Source organism: Methanobrevibacter sp. (assembly GCF_045644645.1).
In the GTDB taxonomy this organism is placed as follows: domain Archaea; phylum Methanobacteriota; class Methanobacteria; order Methanobacteriales; family Methanobacteriaceae; genus Methanocatella.
Window position 1 is genome coordinate 1 of the sequence record NZ_JAZRHE010000035.1, and the last position, 18,668, is coordinate 18,668.

Annotated in this window: 11 protein-coding genes, 1 tRNA gene and 1 other RNA gene; 3 read left to right on the forward strand and 10 right to left on the reverse strand. The window is 34.9% G+C overall.

All coding sequences use genetic code 11. The annotated features are described in order from the left end of the window. Together ACKI4K_RS02270 and ACKI4K_RS02275 are read right to left on the reverse strand one after the other, a co-directional pair. Positions 1–5,738, reverse strand: a 5,738-nt coding sequence (locus ACKI4K_RS02270) for an Ig-like domain-containing protein (RefSeq protein ID WP_407421873.1), incomplete at its 3' end; no start/stop codon positions are given. A 141-nt stretch (positions 5,739–5,879) separates the two neighbouring features. Further along, a complete protein-coding gene (locus ACKI4K_RS02275; protein ID WP_407421875.1) occupies positions 5,880–10,733 on the reverse strand; it encodes a cobaltochelatase subunit CobN in 4,854 nt (1,617 codons plus the stop codon). A gap of 570 nt (positions 10,734–11,303) precedes the next feature. Between ACKI4K_RS02275 and ACKI4K_RS02280 the strand changes: the two genes are divergently transcribed. Together ACKI4K_RS02280 and dusB are read left to right on the forward strand one after the other, a co-directional pair. After that, positions 11,304–12,146 carry a DUF1002 domain-containing protein gene (locus ACKI4K_RS02280; protein WP_407421877.1) on the forward strand — a complete coding sequence of 281 codons (843 nt, stop codon included), beginning with the start codon at positions 11,304–11,306 and terminating at the stop codon, positions 12,144–12,146. A gap of 62 nt (positions 12,147–12,208) precedes the next feature. After that, entirely contained in the window at positions 12,209–13,183 is a 975-nt protein-coding gene (dusB, locus tag ACKI4K_RS02285) for a tRNA dihydrouridine synthase DusB (RefSeq protein ID WP_407421879.1), read from the forward strand. A gap of 34 nt (positions 13,184–13,217) precedes the next feature. Here dusB and ACKI4K_RS02290 read toward each other — a convergent pair whose 3' ends face one another. From ACKI4K_RS02290 to ACKI4K_RS02320, 7 genes are all read right to left on the reverse strand, one after another. Beyond that, positions 13,218–13,388: a hypothetical protein gene (locus tag ACKI4K_RS02290; protein WP_407421881.1), complete on the reverse strand. Its 171-nt coding sequence runs from the start codon at positions 13,386–13,388 to the stop codon at positions 13,218–13,220. Between the two features lie 297 nt (positions 13,389–13,685). After that, on the reverse strand, positions 13,686–14,327 hold the full coding sequence (locus ACKI4K_RS02295; RefSeq protein ID WP_407421883.1) for a site-2 protease family protein: 642 nt from the start codon (positions 14,325–14,327) through the stop codon (positions 13,686–13,688). Positions 14,328–14,636: 309 nt separating this feature from the next. After that, positions 14,637–15,200, reverse strand: a complete 564-nt coding sequence (locus tag ACKI4K_RS02300) for a flavin reductase family protein (RefSeq protein WP_407421885.1) — start codon at positions 15,198–15,200, stop codon at positions 14,637–14,639. Positions 15,201–15,307: 107 nt separating this feature from the next. Then, positions 15,308–15,591, reverse strand: an RNA gene (rnpB, locus tag ACKI4K_RS02305) — RNase P RNA component. Positions 15,592–15,612: 21 nt separating this feature from the next. Then, positions 15,613–15,687, reverse strand: a tRNA-Met gene (locus tag ACKI4K_RS02310). A gap of 103 nt (positions 15,688–15,790) precedes the next feature. Beyond that, positions 15,791–16,312: a hypothetical protein gene (locus tag ACKI4K_RS02315; RefSeq protein ID WP_407421887.1), complete on the reverse strand. Its 522-nt coding sequence runs from the start codon at positions 16,310–16,312 to the stop codon at positions 15,791–15,793. An 8-nt stretch (positions 16,313–16,320) separates the two neighbouring features. Next, on the reverse strand, positions 16,321–16,701 hold the full coding sequence (locus ACKI4K_RS02320) for a hypothetical protein (RefSeq protein WP_407421912.1): 381 nt from the start codon (positions 16,699–16,701) through the stop codon (positions 16,321–16,323). A 131-nt stretch (positions 16,702–16,832) separates the two neighbouring features. Here ACKI4K_RS02320 and map point away from each other — a divergent pair, with 131 nt between their 5' ends. After that, the gene (gene map / locus ACKI4K_RS02325; RefSeq protein WP_407421889.1) at positions 16,833–17,750 is read left to right on the forward strand and encodes a type II methionyl aminopeptidase; all 918 of its coding nucleotides are present in this window, start codon (positions 16,833–16,835) and stop codon (positions 17,748–17,750) included. A 61-nt stretch (positions 17,751–17,811) separates the two neighbouring features. Here map and frhB read toward each other — a convergent pair whose 3' ends face one another. After that, a complete protein-coding gene (frhB, locus tag ACKI4K_RS02330) occupies positions 17,812–18,663 on the reverse strand; it encodes a coenzyme F420 hydrogenase subunit beta (RefSeq protein WP_407421891.1) in 852 nt (283 codons plus the stop codon). Positions 18,664–18,668: the final 5 nt, after the last annotated feature.

Sequence of the window (18,668 nt, forward strand, 5' to 3'; positions counted from 1 at the left end):
GTCTTGTTTATACTACCTAAAACCAGATTAACCTTAGCACCGACTATAGGATTACCATTCACATCCTTCAATGCAACATAGAATCTGGAACTGGTGTTGTAAATTGCAACGAGGTTATTGGCAGATAAGATAGAAGATTCCTTACTTACAACCACATTGGCTGTTGTACTTGAAGGTGAGTATATTTCATTTCCTGCAAATGTGATTACTGCAATGTAGTTGCCTAAATCTAAAGATATAGTGGATGCTGAGATTCTTCCTTTAGCATCTGTCTTAACTGTCTTTTTTATGTTGCCTAAAACCAGATTGACCCTGGCACCAGAAATTGGGTTACCATTGCTATCTTTTAAGGTGGCATATAATCTAGAACTTACGTTATAAATAGCGTTGACGTCATTAGCTGTTAGTATTGTGTTGTATTTTACAAATACGTTGGCTGTGGTGCTTGAAGAATCATACATATCGTCACCGGCGTATGTGGCTATTGCTGTGTAGTTGCCGGATTCTAGATTTTTGGTAGATGCTGAAATTCTTCCTTTGGCATCGGTTTTAACAGTCTTGTTGGTTGTGCCTAAAACCAGATTGACCCTGGCACCAGAAATTGGGTTACCATTGCTATCTTTTAAGGTGACATATAATTTTGAAGAGGTATTATACTCTGCAACCATGTCATTGGCAACCAAGACTGTTGGAAGTCCTTTTACAAGCACGTTTGCGGTAGTGCTTGAAGAACCATATACCTCATTACCGTCGCATGAAATGAATGCTGTATAATTTCCTGGACTTAACGGTAAAGTAGACACGGAAATTTTACCATTAGCATCAGTTTTAATAGATTTATTAATGTTTCCTAAAACCACATTGACTTTAATGCCAGCAATAGGATTGCCATCCACATCTTTCAATGCAACATACAATCTGGAACTGGTATTATAAACGGCAACCACATCTTTTGCAGTTAAAACAGTAGGCATTTTAGTTACAACAACGTTTGCAGTAGTATTTGATTTAACGTAAACATTATTACCACCATATGTTATTACAGCCGTATAATTACCCATATCCAAAGTTTTAGTGGAAACGGCAATTCTACCGTCACTATCAGTATTGATATTTTTAGTGATATCGCCTAAAACCACTTTAACCTTAACACCAACAATAGGATTGTCATTTGCATCTTTTAAATACGCATATAATAGGGAACTAGAATTATAACCCACAACAATATCATTAGCTGTTAAAACAGTAGGCATTTTAGTTACAACTACATTAGCAGTAGCATTGGCAGGATTAAAATTATAATCTCCCATATAAGAGACAGTAGCAACATAACTGCCCGGAACTAATCCATTAGTGGAAAGTATAGCCTGGCCATTAGAATTAGTTTCCACAGTATACTCACTACCTCCAATAGAAATCATGACATTAGCGCCGCCAATAACTTCATCATTGCCATCATTAGTTAAAGTGGCAACTAACTCATCATCATTATTATAAACCACTGAAATATCATTTAAAGCAATATCAACATTGCATTTTTCAACATTCAAAGAAGCTTGGTCATCTGCAGAATAATAGTTATCATTTTCAACAACAACAGCAGAAATTACATACACTCCAGGTGTGGAACTGATTGTATTATCTAATTTGGCAACACCATCCATACCAGTAGTGGCCTCGCCAATTAAAATATTTTCCCCATTCTGAATTATGTAAAATTCAACATTCAAACCTGAAACCAGATGGTTTTCACTGTCTTTAACAGTGGCAGTGAAAGCAGTTTCACCAGATACATAAGCAGAAACATTATTCAAAATAACATCGAGACTGCCTTTATTGCTTTTCAAAATAGCCTGATCAACTGCAGAATTATAATTGGCAGTGTCATAGACTTTTGCAGTTATGAAATATCCTCCATCAAATGCAGAAGGAACAGCATATTTCAAACTAGCAACACCATTACTCTTGGTGTTAGCCTGACCAATTTGAACATCTTCATTATTCTGGCGAATATAAAACTTAACATTAATGCCTGAAACAGCATTGTTAGAATCATCTTTCACAGTTGCTGTCAAAGTAACATTGGTGTTAGGATCAGTATATACATCATCCAAAACAACATTAAGATTATCTTTATTATTAATAATCAAAGTGGCTTTGCCGGTAGCTTCATTGAAATTACTATTTTTTTCGACTTTGGCGGAAATGTTAAATTCATTGCCTGAAAGAGAAGGAATTTCTGCTACAAGTCTGGCAACACCCTCATTAGCAACAGCCTCTCCCATATAAACATCTTTAGCATTATTTGGATCATATCTATAAAATTTAACAGTGTATCCGGAAAGAGGATTGCCAGAAGAATCGCTGACTGTAGCGACAAATGCTCCAGTAGTCAATATTTTCGCTGAAACATTATTCAATACCACATTAGGATTACCCTTAACAACAGTTAAAAGAGCAGAAAATTCTTTTGTCTGATAATTCTCTTTGCTTGCTATAGCCTTAATTCTATAACTTGTAGGAGTTAAAGACTCATCAAGCTTATAATTCAAAGTAGCTACTCCATTTGAAGATGTGATGGATCCGACTTCACAGATAATTTGACCCCTTAGATTAGTAATGTAAAATCTAACACGTGTGTCATCACCAATATTTTTTAAATTCAAATTGGCATTTTCTAAATACTTAATATTTGAAACAGAATCCAATTTTCCATTTTTGAATGTGTATATGTAATTGTCTTCAACCACATTTTTTCGGGTGTTGTTGACAGCACCGTTTCCAATACCTTTTTCAGAGTCCAAATAATTGTCGGTAATTACATTATTAACAGATTTCTTATCAACAAGTATTGCATAACCTTTTGCGGAAGTAATACTGTTATATTTAATTTCGTTGTTTGTTGAAATTGATTTGAGGTAAATACCAGTATTTCCAGCAGCCAATGAATCAAAATTGTTAAAGGTGATATTCTCACCAGTACCATTTGCTAAAATTTCATTGTTGGTTACGGAATTATTGTTAGAATTTAAAAACAGAATTCCATATACCTGTTTTGCATTTAACACAAAATTATTATTGTCCATAGTATTACTATTGGACGCATATGCCTCAATACCATAAATTGCATCGGAATTTAATTCAATATAATTGTTTAGAATAGTGGATTTTTGAGACATTTCCAAAGTAATACCGTAAGCCACATTATTAGATTTTAAATTAATGATATTATTATCAATGATAGTATCTTCACTTTCATCTCCAATGATAATTCCTTCAACACAGTAAGTACCCTCAATAACAATGTAATTATTAATAAACTGATTATTTGATGCACCTTGGCCTTCCGGAGCATCATGTCCTGTATAATAACCTAAAACACCCATACCATAGATATAATTATCATAAGCTTTTATATAAACCTCATTGTCAGAAAATATGTTGTTATGAGTATTGTAATATGAATCTATACCGACAATTGAATTGGTTGAATTATATGTGGAATATGTCTTATTTAATTTGGTTGTAATATTTACCTTATTTCCAGTAACATTAGTGCCGCTTGAATAAGCCATTAAAATACCATAAGTCCTATAAACTTCGCTCAACATATGATTTCCATCGCCGATACTGCTACCATCAATACAATTAGTATCACCGTCTAAACAGTTAGTATCACCATCCAAACAATTAGTATCACCGTCTAAACAGTTAGTATCACCATCAATACAATGTTCAGATTCAAATTTGTGAACTTCACCTGTACCCAATGTATTGATAGTATTGTTAATGAACCTACAGTCTTGAGTTTCATAAGCCAATAATGTATAGGTTAAACGATTACCTGATGATGAAAGTGTGTTATTTATAATATCAACATCATTTGATTCAACAACATAAACCGCATATGCAGCATTCGGATCATCCACATAAATGTCACAGTTAGCTACAGTAGCTCCGGATACCCTATAAACAAGGACACCCCATGCATTTACTCTTTCAGCCTTAGCATTCCTAATTACTAAATTTTCAATCCAAACCCCATTACATTTCACTCTGAATGTGGTGTTATAAAATACAGGGTTATCACCGGTTATTTTAATGGCTGAATTGATATATATGACCCTATTGTAAAATTCACCGGTAAAATTTAAAATATCCCCATCTTTAATATCGGAGCTCAAACCTCCATTGTCGTTGATATAATCTCCAATATTGGCAGGATTGATATTATGCACTGTTCCATTAAAAGTATAAGTAGGTTTTGATGGGTCATATGTTCCTTCAGGAGTCCTTACCTCACCATTGCCTTTAGCAATATAATTAGGGCCGATAACATTAGTGGAATTTGCATCAGCTTCGGCGGCATCAATTGCGTATTTGTTATGTGTTGCAATAGTGTTTCCTACAATAGTGATATTTTTAGGTAAGACTTTATTATTCTCTTTTTGAATTAAAACACCAATACCGGAATCTGATGAAATATTATTATCTAACACTTTTATGTTAGACCCTGTTCCTTGATACAATACTCCTGAACCTGATGTTGTAATTATAGTGTTGTTTTTAACTAAAACATTACTTCCCCTTGGAGTAATACCTTTTCCAGAATACACTTTACCATTAATTTCATCATTAATTATTTCAACATAGTTGTTTTCAACAACAGAGTTATCCAATGCAGAAATTCCAGTACCGGTTGACATAATTCTTGCATTAACAATATGATTATTTCTAATAGTGGAATTAGATGAACCAACAATACCTAATTCAGCACCGGATGGAACACCAGGATTATTAAAGTCTGCACCAGTAGAATTGATAATCCAATTGTCAACAATTATATTTCCTGAATTAGATGTGGAAATACCCCTATATCCTCCAATAACTGTATTTGAAGAAATTGTATTATTCCTACCCATTACCTGAATACCATAGGCCCAGGAAGTTGGCAAAACATTATATTTTATTATGTTATTGTGAATTATATTGAAATCAGATTCACCACCCTCAAGCGGACCCCCGCCATAGCTGGACAGATAAATTGCATTTGCATCATCACAGGTAATATTGTTATTAGCTATGTAATTATAATAAGCATTACACAGAAGCATGGCCGGTGTGGATCGGGTACCATGACCATAAGTTTGCCCATATGTAACTATCACGTTATTTATTACATTATTATATGTTGCATTATTCGCCACACAAATTCCATAAGAAGACTGACCGGTGTTATTTATAAAACATCCTTGTACAGTACAGTTACTTGTACCATCTAAAAATATGCCATAATAATAATCCACATTATTTTCAATGTTTAAATTGGAAACTGTACTTCCAGAAGCACCTTCAACAAAATTAAATACACCATTTCTTATCTTATTATTGTTTGTACCTACAACGTTTACAGGTTTATTGAATGTAAAATCCTTCCTGTTAAACTCACCGTCAATTTGTAAAGTATCCCCATCATTTATAGAAGATGAAATCAATTGACCCTTTGAACTAAAATAGTTAGAATAAGTAGAACTATTAACGATGTGCGTATTTGAAGTCAATAGCTCCTCCTGAACTACATCAACAGAGAGAATTTCATTCGTATCGGATGTGGCAACATCTGATACAGCATTATCATTACTCATAAGTGTGCCATTTACATCGTCAGCAGCACTCACAACGCCGATTGACAGTAAAAGCAATAATAAAACTAAAAAAATATTAATTTTTTTAATCATAAATATACCTCACATTAAATTCAAACATATTAAAGTTAACTAAACTTTAATAATTATCTAATATATTATTAAATTTATCAATAAAGTATATTTAAAAATTTCTAAAAATTTGTTAAAATAAAAAAAAAGTTGATGATTAAATTAATAATCATCATAATCATCTTTTTGATTTCTGAGGTATCCAACTAAGAATATCGCAATCAATACTATTATAGCAATAATTACAAATATTGGCATGCTTGATTCAGCAGAGCTCATTGATTTGGATGCTGACTTTTGAGATAATTCATATGCCTTAGCACCGGATTTACCTGCACTTGATGGTGATGAAGAAGAAGCATCGGAACTTTGAGATTCGGAAGCTGTTTTTGCATCACTAGGAGCGGATGCATCAAGTCCCGCTGATGTTCGACCACCAGACAAATCAGATTCCTGTGCGGTTGTTCCATTTACCAATTCATGGGCATTAGTTTGATTTCCATCAATTAATTCTGAAGTACTATCATTACCTGGAGTGTTTTCCCCATTATTTTCACTATTAGAATTATCATCAATTGCATTTGGATCCATCTGATATAACGGATCAGTGTTAGTTGCCTGAGCTAAGATTTCTGCAAATTGCTGTTTTTGAGCTGGAGTCAATGAACTTGCCTGAATGATTTTCATGTTGAAATCCAAGTTCTTACAGGTGTGGTGACAACATGCAACACCATACTGAATAACCTGATTCATGTACTCATCAGCAATTTGTTGAAGTTTTTGAAGATCCGCATTCCATGTACCTTGATCTCCCAAATAGAACATATGTGCAAGAGATGACTGTAAACCAACTGAAGTAGTTTCATCACCAATGCCTTTAGCCATGCCTAATAAGGAATCTGTCAATTGATTACCTAATTGTTTTTCGAGCTTGTTGTTGGCAACTGTCAATGTACCAAACATGTTTTGATATCTGGTTGCTATCCAGTTCATTCCAGCCCCATTTCCTGTAAGCGCTTCAAGATATTTTGGATTTAATAAGGTTGTCCTTATTTCAAATTCCAATTCCTCTTCATATGATTTAGCAAGATATCTGTTTTTATCCCTTATATCAACAAAAGAAGTATCAGGTCTTTCCTGACCAGATTTTTCCCTTAACAATGAAGCTGCATTATATAAACCGCCAAACCAATCGTAGTAATCATCGGAATCCAATACTCTCCAAGTACTGTCAAGGTTTTGTGTAATCAATTCTGTCTTATTCAACAGATACATGAATGTGTCTTTTTCTTTACTAATTTCAATGTTTCCATTTTCATCAAGACGCCATGCAAATGATACACTTTCAAGATAAATTGACATAGCCTTTTCGTTAACTGTTTCAATATCCCAATCAACAGTATTCGGAATAAGAGTACTCATACCAGTTCCTTCCAAAACATTGCCCGGAAGACCAAATAATCTATCAAGAGTTGGATTTTCGGCATAATGCTTTTTGACAAAATTGTTCTCTTCTGTTTCGCCATCAGCAGATGCGGCCAATTCCACACCTGTTAACATCCAGTTAATCCAGTCCTTATTACTTGTAACTAAACTTGCAAGCACGTCAATCCTCGGCCTATTAACAACAGTTCCATTATTCAATGTTACAGTTAAATCGTCTAAAGGAATTCTTTCAACACCAGTAACCCTACCGTTTTCAGCCCATACAGGTTTACAACCCAATAAATACAGGAATTCGGCAATACCAATACCTTCAGTCCTTGATATTTCAGTACCCCATAAAATCAATGAGGTTAATTCAGGCCATTTGCCATGTTCTTCCATATAATTAGCAAGCAACAAGTCTACAATTTTAACGGAAGATTCATATGCTGCTTCAGATGGCATTCTAGTAGGGTCAGATGCATATCCATCATAACCTGTTGGTATTGAATCACCATATGCAGGGTCTGCAAATAAACCAGCTTTTACATAACCCCCTTCCAATGCAGTGAGAATGGCATTCCATTCATTGTTGTTTTGAATGTTAACGATTACCTGAGCTGCATAAACTGTTGAGTTATATAAAGCACTGTTGATTTCAATTCCATACATTTCGGCCAGTTCATCTGGAGAGGAACCGTTTACCAAATTACCTATGTATTCTCTTAAAAATTCCTTAATCGCCGCACGTTCTTCCAAATGGTCTAAACTGTTTTGAACGTCCTCATAGTAATTTTTACCAGTTAGTTCAGGGTATAAAAATTCCATGATATGATTATAGATTCTTGTTTGAGAAGTTGTAATAGTGATAACCTCTTCAGTGAGTTCTTCACCTGTTAAGATTTTACCTAAAGTATGTAAACCATAGGTCATCAAATCGTCTTCCATACTTTCCAGATAAAGGTGCAACCCATCAAGCCAATCAGAGAATGATTCATTGGTTGTGTAGTTTCTAAAACCTAATGAAGGAGCCAAATCAATGATTTTTTCCTTATATACATCAGCATTGGAAGTTACATTAAGTTTGATTTGATCCTTATAATATGTAATGTAATTATTTAATACTGAATAATTACCATATAATCCAGAAGAAACAATTGCGGGAGTCATATGTGTAAGAAGCATCGCTGCGATTCTGTCCCTTGCAACCATAGCCTCACCAGGGTTGGATACAATATAAGGATATATTGTCGGAGTCAAAGTCAATTCGAATGACCCGTCACCGGCCTCAACACCAATATTCTTACCAGGCAACCACTCTAAAGTTCCATGAGTACCCATGTTGATAATAGCATTGGCCTTTGTGACCTTATCCATCCATTCATAAAACGCAATATACTGTTGATGAGGAGGCAATGTCAAATCGTGGTAATTATTAATGACTTCAGTAATGTCTGCCTCTTCCCATCCCCTACTTGGCTGGAATGTAATGAAAATATTGCCGAACCATACACCAGGAATTACAAGGTACTGTTGATTGTCTTCAGTGTAAACCATGGATTTACCTAAACCGGAACCCCACTGGTTAACCATCGCCATATACAAGTCCTCATTAAGGTCGGAAGTCAAATAAACAAAATCATCCATTGAAATCAATTGATGATGCTTTATTAATTCCTCCTTATTATTTTGGACATACTCTGTAAGCAAACCGCCTGCCCAAGATCCTTTGTTACCATGATTGAACAGCAGTTTTGTAAATTCAGTGATGTTCATCAATTCACTTATGTTGCAAACGGTATAACCATTTTCATATAACTTGAGAAGCAAATCGTAAGTACTTTGAATCACATCCAAATAGGATGCGCCGATTTCTGCCTTTCCCGGAGGATAGTTATAAAGAACTATTGCTATTGTCTTATCGGAATTGTTCAAGTCCTTCAAGTCAGCCCATCCGCAGCTTAACTTGACCATCTTATCGACACCAGATTGGATTACCTGCTCTGTATTGTTATCATCAAGATAAGATAGGATAACCGGAGCGAAGACACCTTCAAAACTCGGATAGGTTACTGCATAAGTCCACTCAATTTGAGGGCCCAACTCACTTTCATGGCTATATTTTGAAATTTCATTAACACCTTTAAGAACTTCCAAATCCATCTCAGATAAATCAGGTTCAGCAGTACCATTAGCATAACTTAGAGACCAACTATATAATGAAGTAATGGATGATATTCCAACTTTAGAGACATCCATAACCCTCCTCAATATAGAAGACATTGAAGGGTCGGTTGAAAACTTGAAGACATTGAATGCAGGCCTTCCATACTTTTCATAACCTCTGATTAAAGCATCAACAGTGTCTCCGCCACAATAGTAAGTTGCAATAGCTATGAATTTCTTATCGGGATTGAATTTGGAAATGTATTCATCTTCAAACTGTTTGAACAAAGTTGTAGGGTCTAAAATTTCACTAAACCATTTAGGATAATCCTGAACCATCCAGTTTAAACTACCAATTCCATCACAGTCATAACCCGGATTGTCATGAATCCATTGGCTAATTAATGTTCCATTAGGGTAGATGGTAAAAATACCTAAATCAGGATGGTAAAAACCACATTCCGGACCCATCAATGGAGCATTGGAGTCATTGACAGTTGGATCTTCATATTTGCTAGGGTCAATTAAATAATAAACATACTTTAAATAATTGACCATATTAGTGTATAATACATCACTTGCATCAATATCTTCAGCCTGGAAATAAGAACCAACATAGGTGTTTTCTATAGTATGATACGTATTGTTTTCAGGAGTAGCACCGACAATATGCATTCCAGTGGATTTTAAGATACCTTCATTATATACTCCAAAAGTATATGCAACATTATAGTTCATATTGGCTGGAGAATATTGAAGTATTGACTTCAGCTTATCCGCTGTGAAAGTATAATATGACCCTTCGGCAAACATGTCTATGTGAATAAATTTGGCATAATCTGCTAACCATTCCCTTGAACCATCCCAATTCATTGTACTTATGAAAGCAATCCTTTTGGACAAGTTCATTAAAACATCAAGTTTTTCACTATGGGAACCGTAGTCAACCAACAGCAATATGTCTGGAATGAAATCGAAAGACCCTTCAAGAGTTCCGGATCTTCTGGTGAAATCCAAAACTTGAGACCTTTGAGGCTCAAACGTATCATAAGATGCTTCAACATAGTACTTTTTAGATTCCAAATCGGTGATTTCAACATTTCCATCATCATCGGTTTCATAAGTTGAAATCAGATTATTGTCCGAATCATATAGCTTAATTATAGCACCAGCTAAAGGAAAGCCATCTTCATCCCATGTCTGGGCATATTCATCATAGTGATGAATAACATTGACCTTGATTACATTATTGCCTGCTTTTAAGACTGATTCTTGAGCTTGAATCTCAGAAACTGTCGAATTATCCTGAGAACTTAAAATATCTAATGATTGTACTTCCTGAGTCGATATTAAATCACTATTATCCGCTGTGACATTAGATATCGTCTCATTGTTCTCAGCAAATACCGTACTTAAAGAAAACATGATTAATATTGAACAGATCAATACCAACAACAACTTATTATCTAACTTTCTCGTATTTTCACCTCCCTTCAAGTGGCTATAATAAATACGACAATAACTATTTATTATAAGTTTAAATTTGAATTGAAAACATATAAACCTTACTAAAATTAATCAAAATTTATTAATATTCAACACAGAGGCTGCAGAAAGAAAGCTCACGCTATCAATGCGACCGATACAGCATTATACGAATATTATTCCTCTCATTTTCACACATTTAAGAAACTGATTTAATTCTGTTGATATATATCTATTAAAAAGCCCATATATAAATATTTTCGAATGTAAGTGCTTACTTACATCTAAAATTAGCTAAAAAGATTGAATTTTTAGTTTTTAATTAAAAAAACAATTAAAAATAGATTATATATTCCATGAAAGCGTATCTTCCATATTCCAATTAAAGTTGGATGTACGATTTGCTTAACCCACAAAAAACCACCCTTCGGCAAACACCCCACATCATAAAGGATAACTTTAAATACTACATAAAATAAATAAAGTGTGCTATTATATAGAGGTGATAATATGCGAAAGATTACTATTGGTATAGTTGTTTTGTCCATAATCCTAGTAGGTATGGTTATACCAGCAGGTTTTTCAGGTGAAGCAAATTCAGTTGTTATAACCTATGGTGAGACCACACATGCAAATTCAGACTATAAAGCAAACGTTGATGCGTTTTTCAAAAGCCAAAGTAACTTGGATTTGAAAAATGTGGCTGAAAAAATAATCACAGCCAATGATGTTAATAAGATTTCAAGCACAATCACTGGAAAAACTTACAGTTCAAATCAAATATTTTCATCAGCACTTGTTGATTTGAATGACAACGATAAACTTGAAGTTAGTGTGGATAAATCAAAAATCACCACAATAACAGGAGACATGTACATATCCGCATTAAAATCATCCGGAATTAAAAGCGGACATGTTTATGTAACAAGCCCGGTCAGTGCTACTGGAGAATCTGCTCTTGCCGGAATAATGAACTGCTATGAAGAGGCAACAAAAGTGGAAATCCCGGAAACCGTAAAGCAAGCGGCCAACAAAGAGATTTACACCCAAGCGGAAATCGTTGAAAACTCAAATGTTTCAGCGGACAACCTTTCCAAATTGGTAGACGATGTAAAGGAGACAGTTAAAAAAGAAAATGTTACAGATCACCAAACCATTGTAAACATCATTTACAATTATACTGTAATCAACAATGTCAATATAACCAACAGCGACATTGAAAATCTTGCAAACAGTATTGAACAAACCCAAAACGTTCAAGGTGACATTAACAATTATGAAGTTAAAGTATCAGATGCCATAAACAACACTAAAGATACGAAAGGCGTTTTAAGTGGACTATTCGGCAAATAGTCCAAAAATTTTTTTTCTTTTTTTCGAATTTATTATATATTTTAAAAATAAATATTCCTATAATGAAATGGAAAATCGGCAATGTTAGAATAGATAATCAGGTTGTCCTGGCGCCCATGGCTGGAATATGTGATTCACCATTCAGAACCATCGCTAAAGAAATGGGTTGCGGACTTATTTCAACGGAAATGGTGTCCGACAGAGGCATAATTTATGACAACACCAGAACCCAGGACATGCTTCAGATGACAGACTATGAAAGGCCAATTTCCCAGCAGCTTTTTGGAGCAAGTCCCAAAACCATGACAAGGGCTTCCCTCTACATTCATGAGCATATGAATCCGGACATGATAGACATCAATATAGGATGCCCTGTTCGAAAGGTAGCTATAAAGGGCCAGGCAGGAAGTGCGCTTCTAAAGGATCCCGACAAGGCATATGAGATAGTGTGTGAAGTGGTGGATACCGTTCCGGTGCCTGTTACAGTCAAAATCAGAAGCGGATGGGACAGCGTGAATGCTTTGGAAATGGCAAGGCTTATTGAAGATGCGGGAGCATCCGCCATTACGGTTCATCCCCGCACCAGAGAGCAAAGTTACTGCGTTGATGCGGACTGGTCAATCATTCGAGATGTTAAAAATGAAGTTTCAATACCAGTTATTGGGAACGGAGACATCAGGACCTGTTTTGATGCAAAAAGAATGCTTGATGAAACAGGATGCGATGCGATAATGATCGGCAGGGCAACGCTTGGAAATCCGTGGCTGATCAAGCAATGCGTTGAGTATTTGGATGACGAAACAGATCCCCAAAAGGTAACAAAAGGGGAAAGGTTGGAAATGATAAAGAAACATACCCAACTGCTTTTTGAGCGAAAACCTGAAAAGGTGGCCATTTCAAAAATGAGACTTCATGCAGCATATTATTTGAAAGGGCTGTACAGAAGCGTGGAAATCAAGCCGAAAATATTCAAAACCACTACAAAAGAAGAACTGTTTGATTTGATTGAGGATTATATGGAAATATTGAATTACTGATTTTTTAGAAAATAAAGAAAAAGAGAGAAGCGGTTTATTTTCTACCTCTTCTTTCAAAAACTAAACTTAAAAGTACGACTAACAACACCAATATTGGGTTACCGGTTGCTTTTTCATTCATTGGAATTACTCCCTTAGTTATAGCATTAACTGGTTTTATTGGAGAGGTATTGTTTTCTTCATCCGGATAAACTTCAGGAATCACAGTTATTATACCTGTTTCGTTGGCAGGATATTTTGACATGTAAAATTAATGTTAAAATTCAAAAACGAATGAAATGCCTCTAATAGCAATTAGGCATTTAAACTGAAAATAAATCAAAGCTTCGGCCAAGATAATGAATACAAATGACATTTATACTTTGTAGCATTTAAAAAAAGATAATTTTGAATCCCATAAAAATTTGAAAAAAAACACTTGAATAAGCGATATGTGAATCCAATGAAATCAAAATTATCCAATGAAAAATAAATATAACAGCAGCCTAAAAAATTGGCAACGCTACACGCCCATAAGCAACTGAACCATATTTTCAGGACCTATTGAAATGGATATCAGCATCATGATTCCAGCAATGGCAATTGTCACAATCCAAACTCCAACGCTCCATTTCATGACCTTGGTTCCGTCCAAACTGTAAATCGGAAACAGGTTAAATGTAGCCAAAAAGCTATTAACAGAAAATCCGACAGTACAAATCAGATACAACAAATGGAAGATATCTGAATGGACTTTCAAAGGATATATCAAAGCTGCAATTATTATAAACACCAATGCAAGCACTATATTGGCCATCGGCCCGGCAACTGAAATCTTGCCGTATATATCATCTGTGAGATTGTCTTCAGAAATTTTGGTTGTGCCCGGTGATGCGAATACGACTCCAAAAAATGATGTGACAAATGCAATCACAAGTCCCAAAGGCCATAGCTTAAATTCTGCATGGCAGCCGTATTTCATTGCCACGTATCTTTGTCCGAGCTCATGCAAGAGTGATCCTAACGCTACGCCAACCATGACAATAGGCAAGTTTGAAATGAATGCTTTGACATTAAAACCTGCAGTTGCTATTGAAAAGCAAATAGAAAGCACAATGAATGAGATTATCAAATCCCTTACTTCATCATTTGAAGTTTCCAACATAATATTGAGTATGTGCTTTTGAATATAAAATTCTTTCCTAATGAAAATTCATCCAAAAACTACACATCATGATGCATAAAAAATAAGTAAATAATTATTGGCCTATAAGAGTAATCTACCAAAAATACGGTGGGTTACCTATCAAAAAAAAGACTGCTATCAATTTTAACAGTTTTATTGGAAAAAAAGACTTGTTCTACCAAATAATTAGTTATTAAAATTATTAAGAGTAATCTATCAAAAATATGGTGGGTTACCTAATAAAAATAGGAAAATCCCATATTTAATTTCCATTAATGAAATTCAAATTTATTTCAATTGACGACCATCACGATAAGCATTTCCAACTTTATCTCCAATGGACAAATAAATTTTGTTCATCCAATCAAATGCAAGAGGATGGAATTTATCAAAAGATACTTTACCATCATCGCCAAGAATTCTTTCATCCAAACTTACATTAACAATTTCCCCAACTAACCTCCAATTTGCCTCATCATAACTTTTCACTTTGCACTCAACTGCAAAAGGCAATTCATCTATAATGGGAGCATCGACAAATTCAGATTTTGTTGCATGAAATCCAGATTTTTCAAATTTGTCCTTTACTTTTTTCCCAGGAGTTATTCCAAGAAAATCACAGGCAACTTCGTTTTCAACGTCCGCCATGCTTACCACAAATGAATCTCTTAAAAGAATTCCTTTCAAAGTATTTCTTTGTGATGCTATAGTAATTGAAATTTCTTTTTCATTACTTATTCCACCCCATACTGCCAACATTGCACATGGTTTTTCTCCTTCATCATAAGATGAAATAATTAATACTGGCATTGGCATTATATATGGTTTTGCTCCAATATTTATTCTTGACATTATTTCGCCCCATAGATTAAATTATTATGTTAAAATCTATTTAAACTAAAATATAAAGTTATCCGATTTAAAAATACAAAAATAAGAAAAAATAATTAATATTCATGGCCTGTTAAGAGTAACCCACCTTCTGTTTAACAGCATTCATCTTAGCGTGCTACCTTGCCTCAAACAGGTTGTCATCGGCACCTTTGCTCTTGCATCCTACGGAATGGCCGTTTCACCGATCCTTTTTAATGTCCTCAATCAAGTATCATTGTCATTCATTAAAAGACGTGTCGTTTCTGCTCCAGAGTCATGCCTCTCGGCATACGTTTTTCAACGCCATAGTCTGTGTGATGGGCGGAGTTTCCTTAGTTTAATAAAAAACCAGCAGCTGTCTTTAACTTGCCATGAAAATATTAATTAAAAGTAGCAGGGCCTAGATTTGAACTAGGGATCTCGGGGTTATGAGCCCCGCGGGATCACCAGACTACCCCACCCTGCTATACGAACAAAAACAGTATAATACTATATACTAATTATTTAAAAGATAATATATAAACCTTTCTATAATTCCAATAAAAATTGAAAAAATTGAGAAAATAAAATTATTTATTTTCCAAAGATTCAATTCTGCTATCCAAATCTTCCAATTTTTCTTCAGTGACTTTCTGGAACTCTTCGGATGATTTTTTAAACTCATCGAAAGATTTTTCTAAAGTATCTACATGACCAGCGGTTTCACTGAATTTAGATTCTAATTCATCTAAATCATTAGTGGTGGCTAAAGACCAATCCTTAATTAGCTGGTCACTTTTTTCATCCAAGAATGCATCGATTTTGTTGGAAAAAGCATCAGTATTTAAGCTGGACATGTCAATGTCGCTGAGTTTTACTTTGATTCTTTTGCTCATTGAACCGGATTCTTCATCAATTGATGCTTCTTCTTTAGTTAAATCATCATAATCAGAATTATTGCCTAATACTTGATCCAAATGTGCATCAGCAGTTTTTGGAACAACATTCCTTAACTTTTTAGCAGTTTCAGGACTATTCAATAGGTAATAATAAATTAGAATTAGGATTGCAATGATTAATATTATTATAGCAACAGCTTCAATAGCTTCCATAATATCCCCTATTTATCCATTTGTTTAAGTTTAGCTTCTTTTTCCTCAATCTCTTTGAGCATTTTTTCTAATTTCTTTTGCTCGGTTTGAGCTTCAAGCCTGGCTAATCTTTCATTAATTTCAGTGTGCAAATAACCAACTTCACTTCTTACATCAGTTGTAGATTGCCTGATTGCAGATAAGCTGTCTTGTTTGTCTTGTGGTAATGGAATAGGATTGTCCATTAATCTTTTAGATTCAATATCTTTTTCAACCATAGACATTTTCTTAAGTTCAATTTCCTTTTCAAGCATTAAGATTGAATTTTTTGACTGTGCAACTTTTCTCCATTGGAATACAATTATTAAAATTACAATTGCTGCAATAATCAAAACAATAAGCAAGAACATTTGATCAGGTATTGTAGGAATACTGTCCACGATATTACCTCCAATTAATTTTATACATTATAATAATTATAAAATATTATATTAACTTCATCAATTATATAATTAATTATTGACATGGAAGGTAAATACTTATGATGGAATCTTATATACAAGCTGGAAAAATTGTTTCAGACATTCGCAGTGAAGCTTCAAAAATGATTAAGGATGGAGCTTTAGTTATAGATTTAGTGGAATATGTAGAAAGTGAAATTTTAAAAAGAGGGGCTGAAATTGCATTTCCATGTAATGTTTCAATAAATGAATTTGCCGCCCACTATACCTCTCCAGCAAATGACAAAACTAAATTTAAAGCCGGCGATATGGTAAAATTGGACTTGGGTGCAATGGTTGACGGATACATAGCCGACTCTGCAGTTACAATACTTGCAGATGGCAACATGGATGAAAACTACACCCAAGATGAAATCAATCTGCATGAGGAAATTATCGAAGCCTCAGCAGCAGGCCTTGAAGCGGCAATTGCAACCGTAAGGGCGGGTGTTGAAGTATCAAAAATTGGTGCTGCAGTTCACGAAGCGATTGGTGAATACAATTTAAATCCAATATTTAACTTGACCGGACACAGTTTAGAGCAAAACAACCTGCATGCAGGTATTTCCATACCGAATTATGACAATCATGATAACTATAAACTGGACGAAGGACAGGCTGTTGCAATTGAACCCTTTGCAACAAATGGTGAAGGCATTGTTAATGATGCGCCGGGCCATTATATCTTCGCATATATGGCAAACAAGCCCTTCAGAATGAAAAGTACCCAAAAGGTGCTGAAATATATCCAGGCTAATCACCAATACGTACCGTTTTCAGGAAGGTGGATAACCGATGAGTTCGGCGAAAGACGTGGAAACATTGCTTTAAAACAATTGTCAGAGGCAATGGCAATCTATCCTTACGCCCCACTTAGAGAAAAAAAGGACTGTTTTGTAAGTCAAAAGGAACATACAGTCGTTGTTGAAAAAGAAGGTTGTATTGTTACAACTATTTAGAAGAGACTATTCTCTTCAATTCTATTTTTAAAAAAAAAGAAAAAAAGAAAAAGAAAGGGAATTAGTATTCCGCAGGAATATTTAATCCCATTTTCACTCTTTCTTCACGTACTTTGCCGTTTTTGTCTTTTTTACCTTTAGCTAATTTTTCAAGTAAAGGAAGACCAGGTTTTACATCGTCCATTGGTTTTGTTTCAATTAAACCAGCGTCGACAGCACCTTTGAATACGTCTGCACCAGCATCGGTTCTGGTTAATACAGTGGACCAGCCGTCAGGTGATCCTACAGAACCGGTTGATACATCAGACCATTCTGCAACATAATCCATACAGATGTTACATCCGGATTGTTCGTATCCGTGTGTTTCCTTAATAGCTAAACCAGACTCTTCACCGTCTTTGGTTAACCAGAATTTTCCTTTTCCAATGTCCATTTTGGTAGCATCTTGTAAGCTGTCAAATCCTAACTTTGCAGTAGCAAAGGTGTCAAGAGAAGCCATTGGGAAGTTTTCCATACAGTAGATACCGACAATCAATTTGATTTTGTCAGCGACAAATCTAGTGAATGGGTAAGCTTGTGCTTTTCTTAAACCTTGGGTTTGACATGGAGTTGCTACAACACCAAGTTTTTCAATTCCGTATTGACGTGTTGCTGTTTTTAATGCGGACAAGGTAGGGGACATTGAGTATTTTGTTCCTGCTGCAGCGATAACTTCATCAGCGGAAGTTACAACAGTAGGAATAGGTCTCCAATCATCATCAGGAGTTCCAGCCACTACTGCACCTTCAATGATTCCTTCATCGAGTGCGTAACAGAGTAATGCTGAAACAATTCCTCCGTCTTGTGATACATCTAGAATTTTTTGTTCAGTAGATCTTGCAGAGAGTGCTTCTTTATAAGTACCTAATACCATATTCA

Excerpts from the sequence above, each read along its gene's own strand:
- ACKI4K_RS02275 (WP_407421875.1), bottom strand. The coding sequence starts at position 10,733 with ATGTTTTCTTTAAGTACGGTATTTGCTGAGAACAATGAGACGATATCT.
- ACKI4K_RS02280 (WP_407421877.1), top strand. The coding sequence starts at position 11,304 with ATGCGAAAGATTACTATTGGTATAGTTGTTTTGTCCATAATCCTAGTA.
- dusB (WP_407421879.1), top strand. The coding sequence starts at position 12,209 with ATGAAATGGAAAATCGGCAATGTTAGAATAGATAATCAGGTTGTCCTG.
- ACKI4K_RS02295 (WP_407421883.1), bottom strand. The coding sequence starts at position 14,327 with ATGTTGGAAACTTCAAATGATGAAGTAAGGGATTTGATAATCTCATTC.
- ACKI4K_RS02300 (WP_407421885.1), bottom strand. The coding sequence starts at position 15,200 with ATGTCAAGAATAAATATTGGAGCAAAACCATATATAATGCCAATGCCA.
- ACKI4K_RS02315 (WP_407421887.1), bottom strand. The coding sequence starts at position 16,312 with ATGGAAGCTATTGAAGCTGTTGCTATAATAATATTAATCATTGCAATC.
- ACKI4K_RS02320 (WP_407421912.1), bottom strand. The coding sequence starts at position 16,701 with ATGTTCTTGCTTATTGTTTTGATTATTGCAGCAATTGTAATTTTAATA.
- map (WP_407421889.1), top strand. The coding sequence starts at position 16,833 with ATGATGGAATCTTATATACAAGCTGGAAAAATTGTTTCAGACATTCGC.
- frhB (WP_407421891.1), bottom strand. The coding sequence starts at position 18,663 with ATGGTATTAGGTACTTATAAAGAAGCACTCTCTGCAAGATCTACTGAA.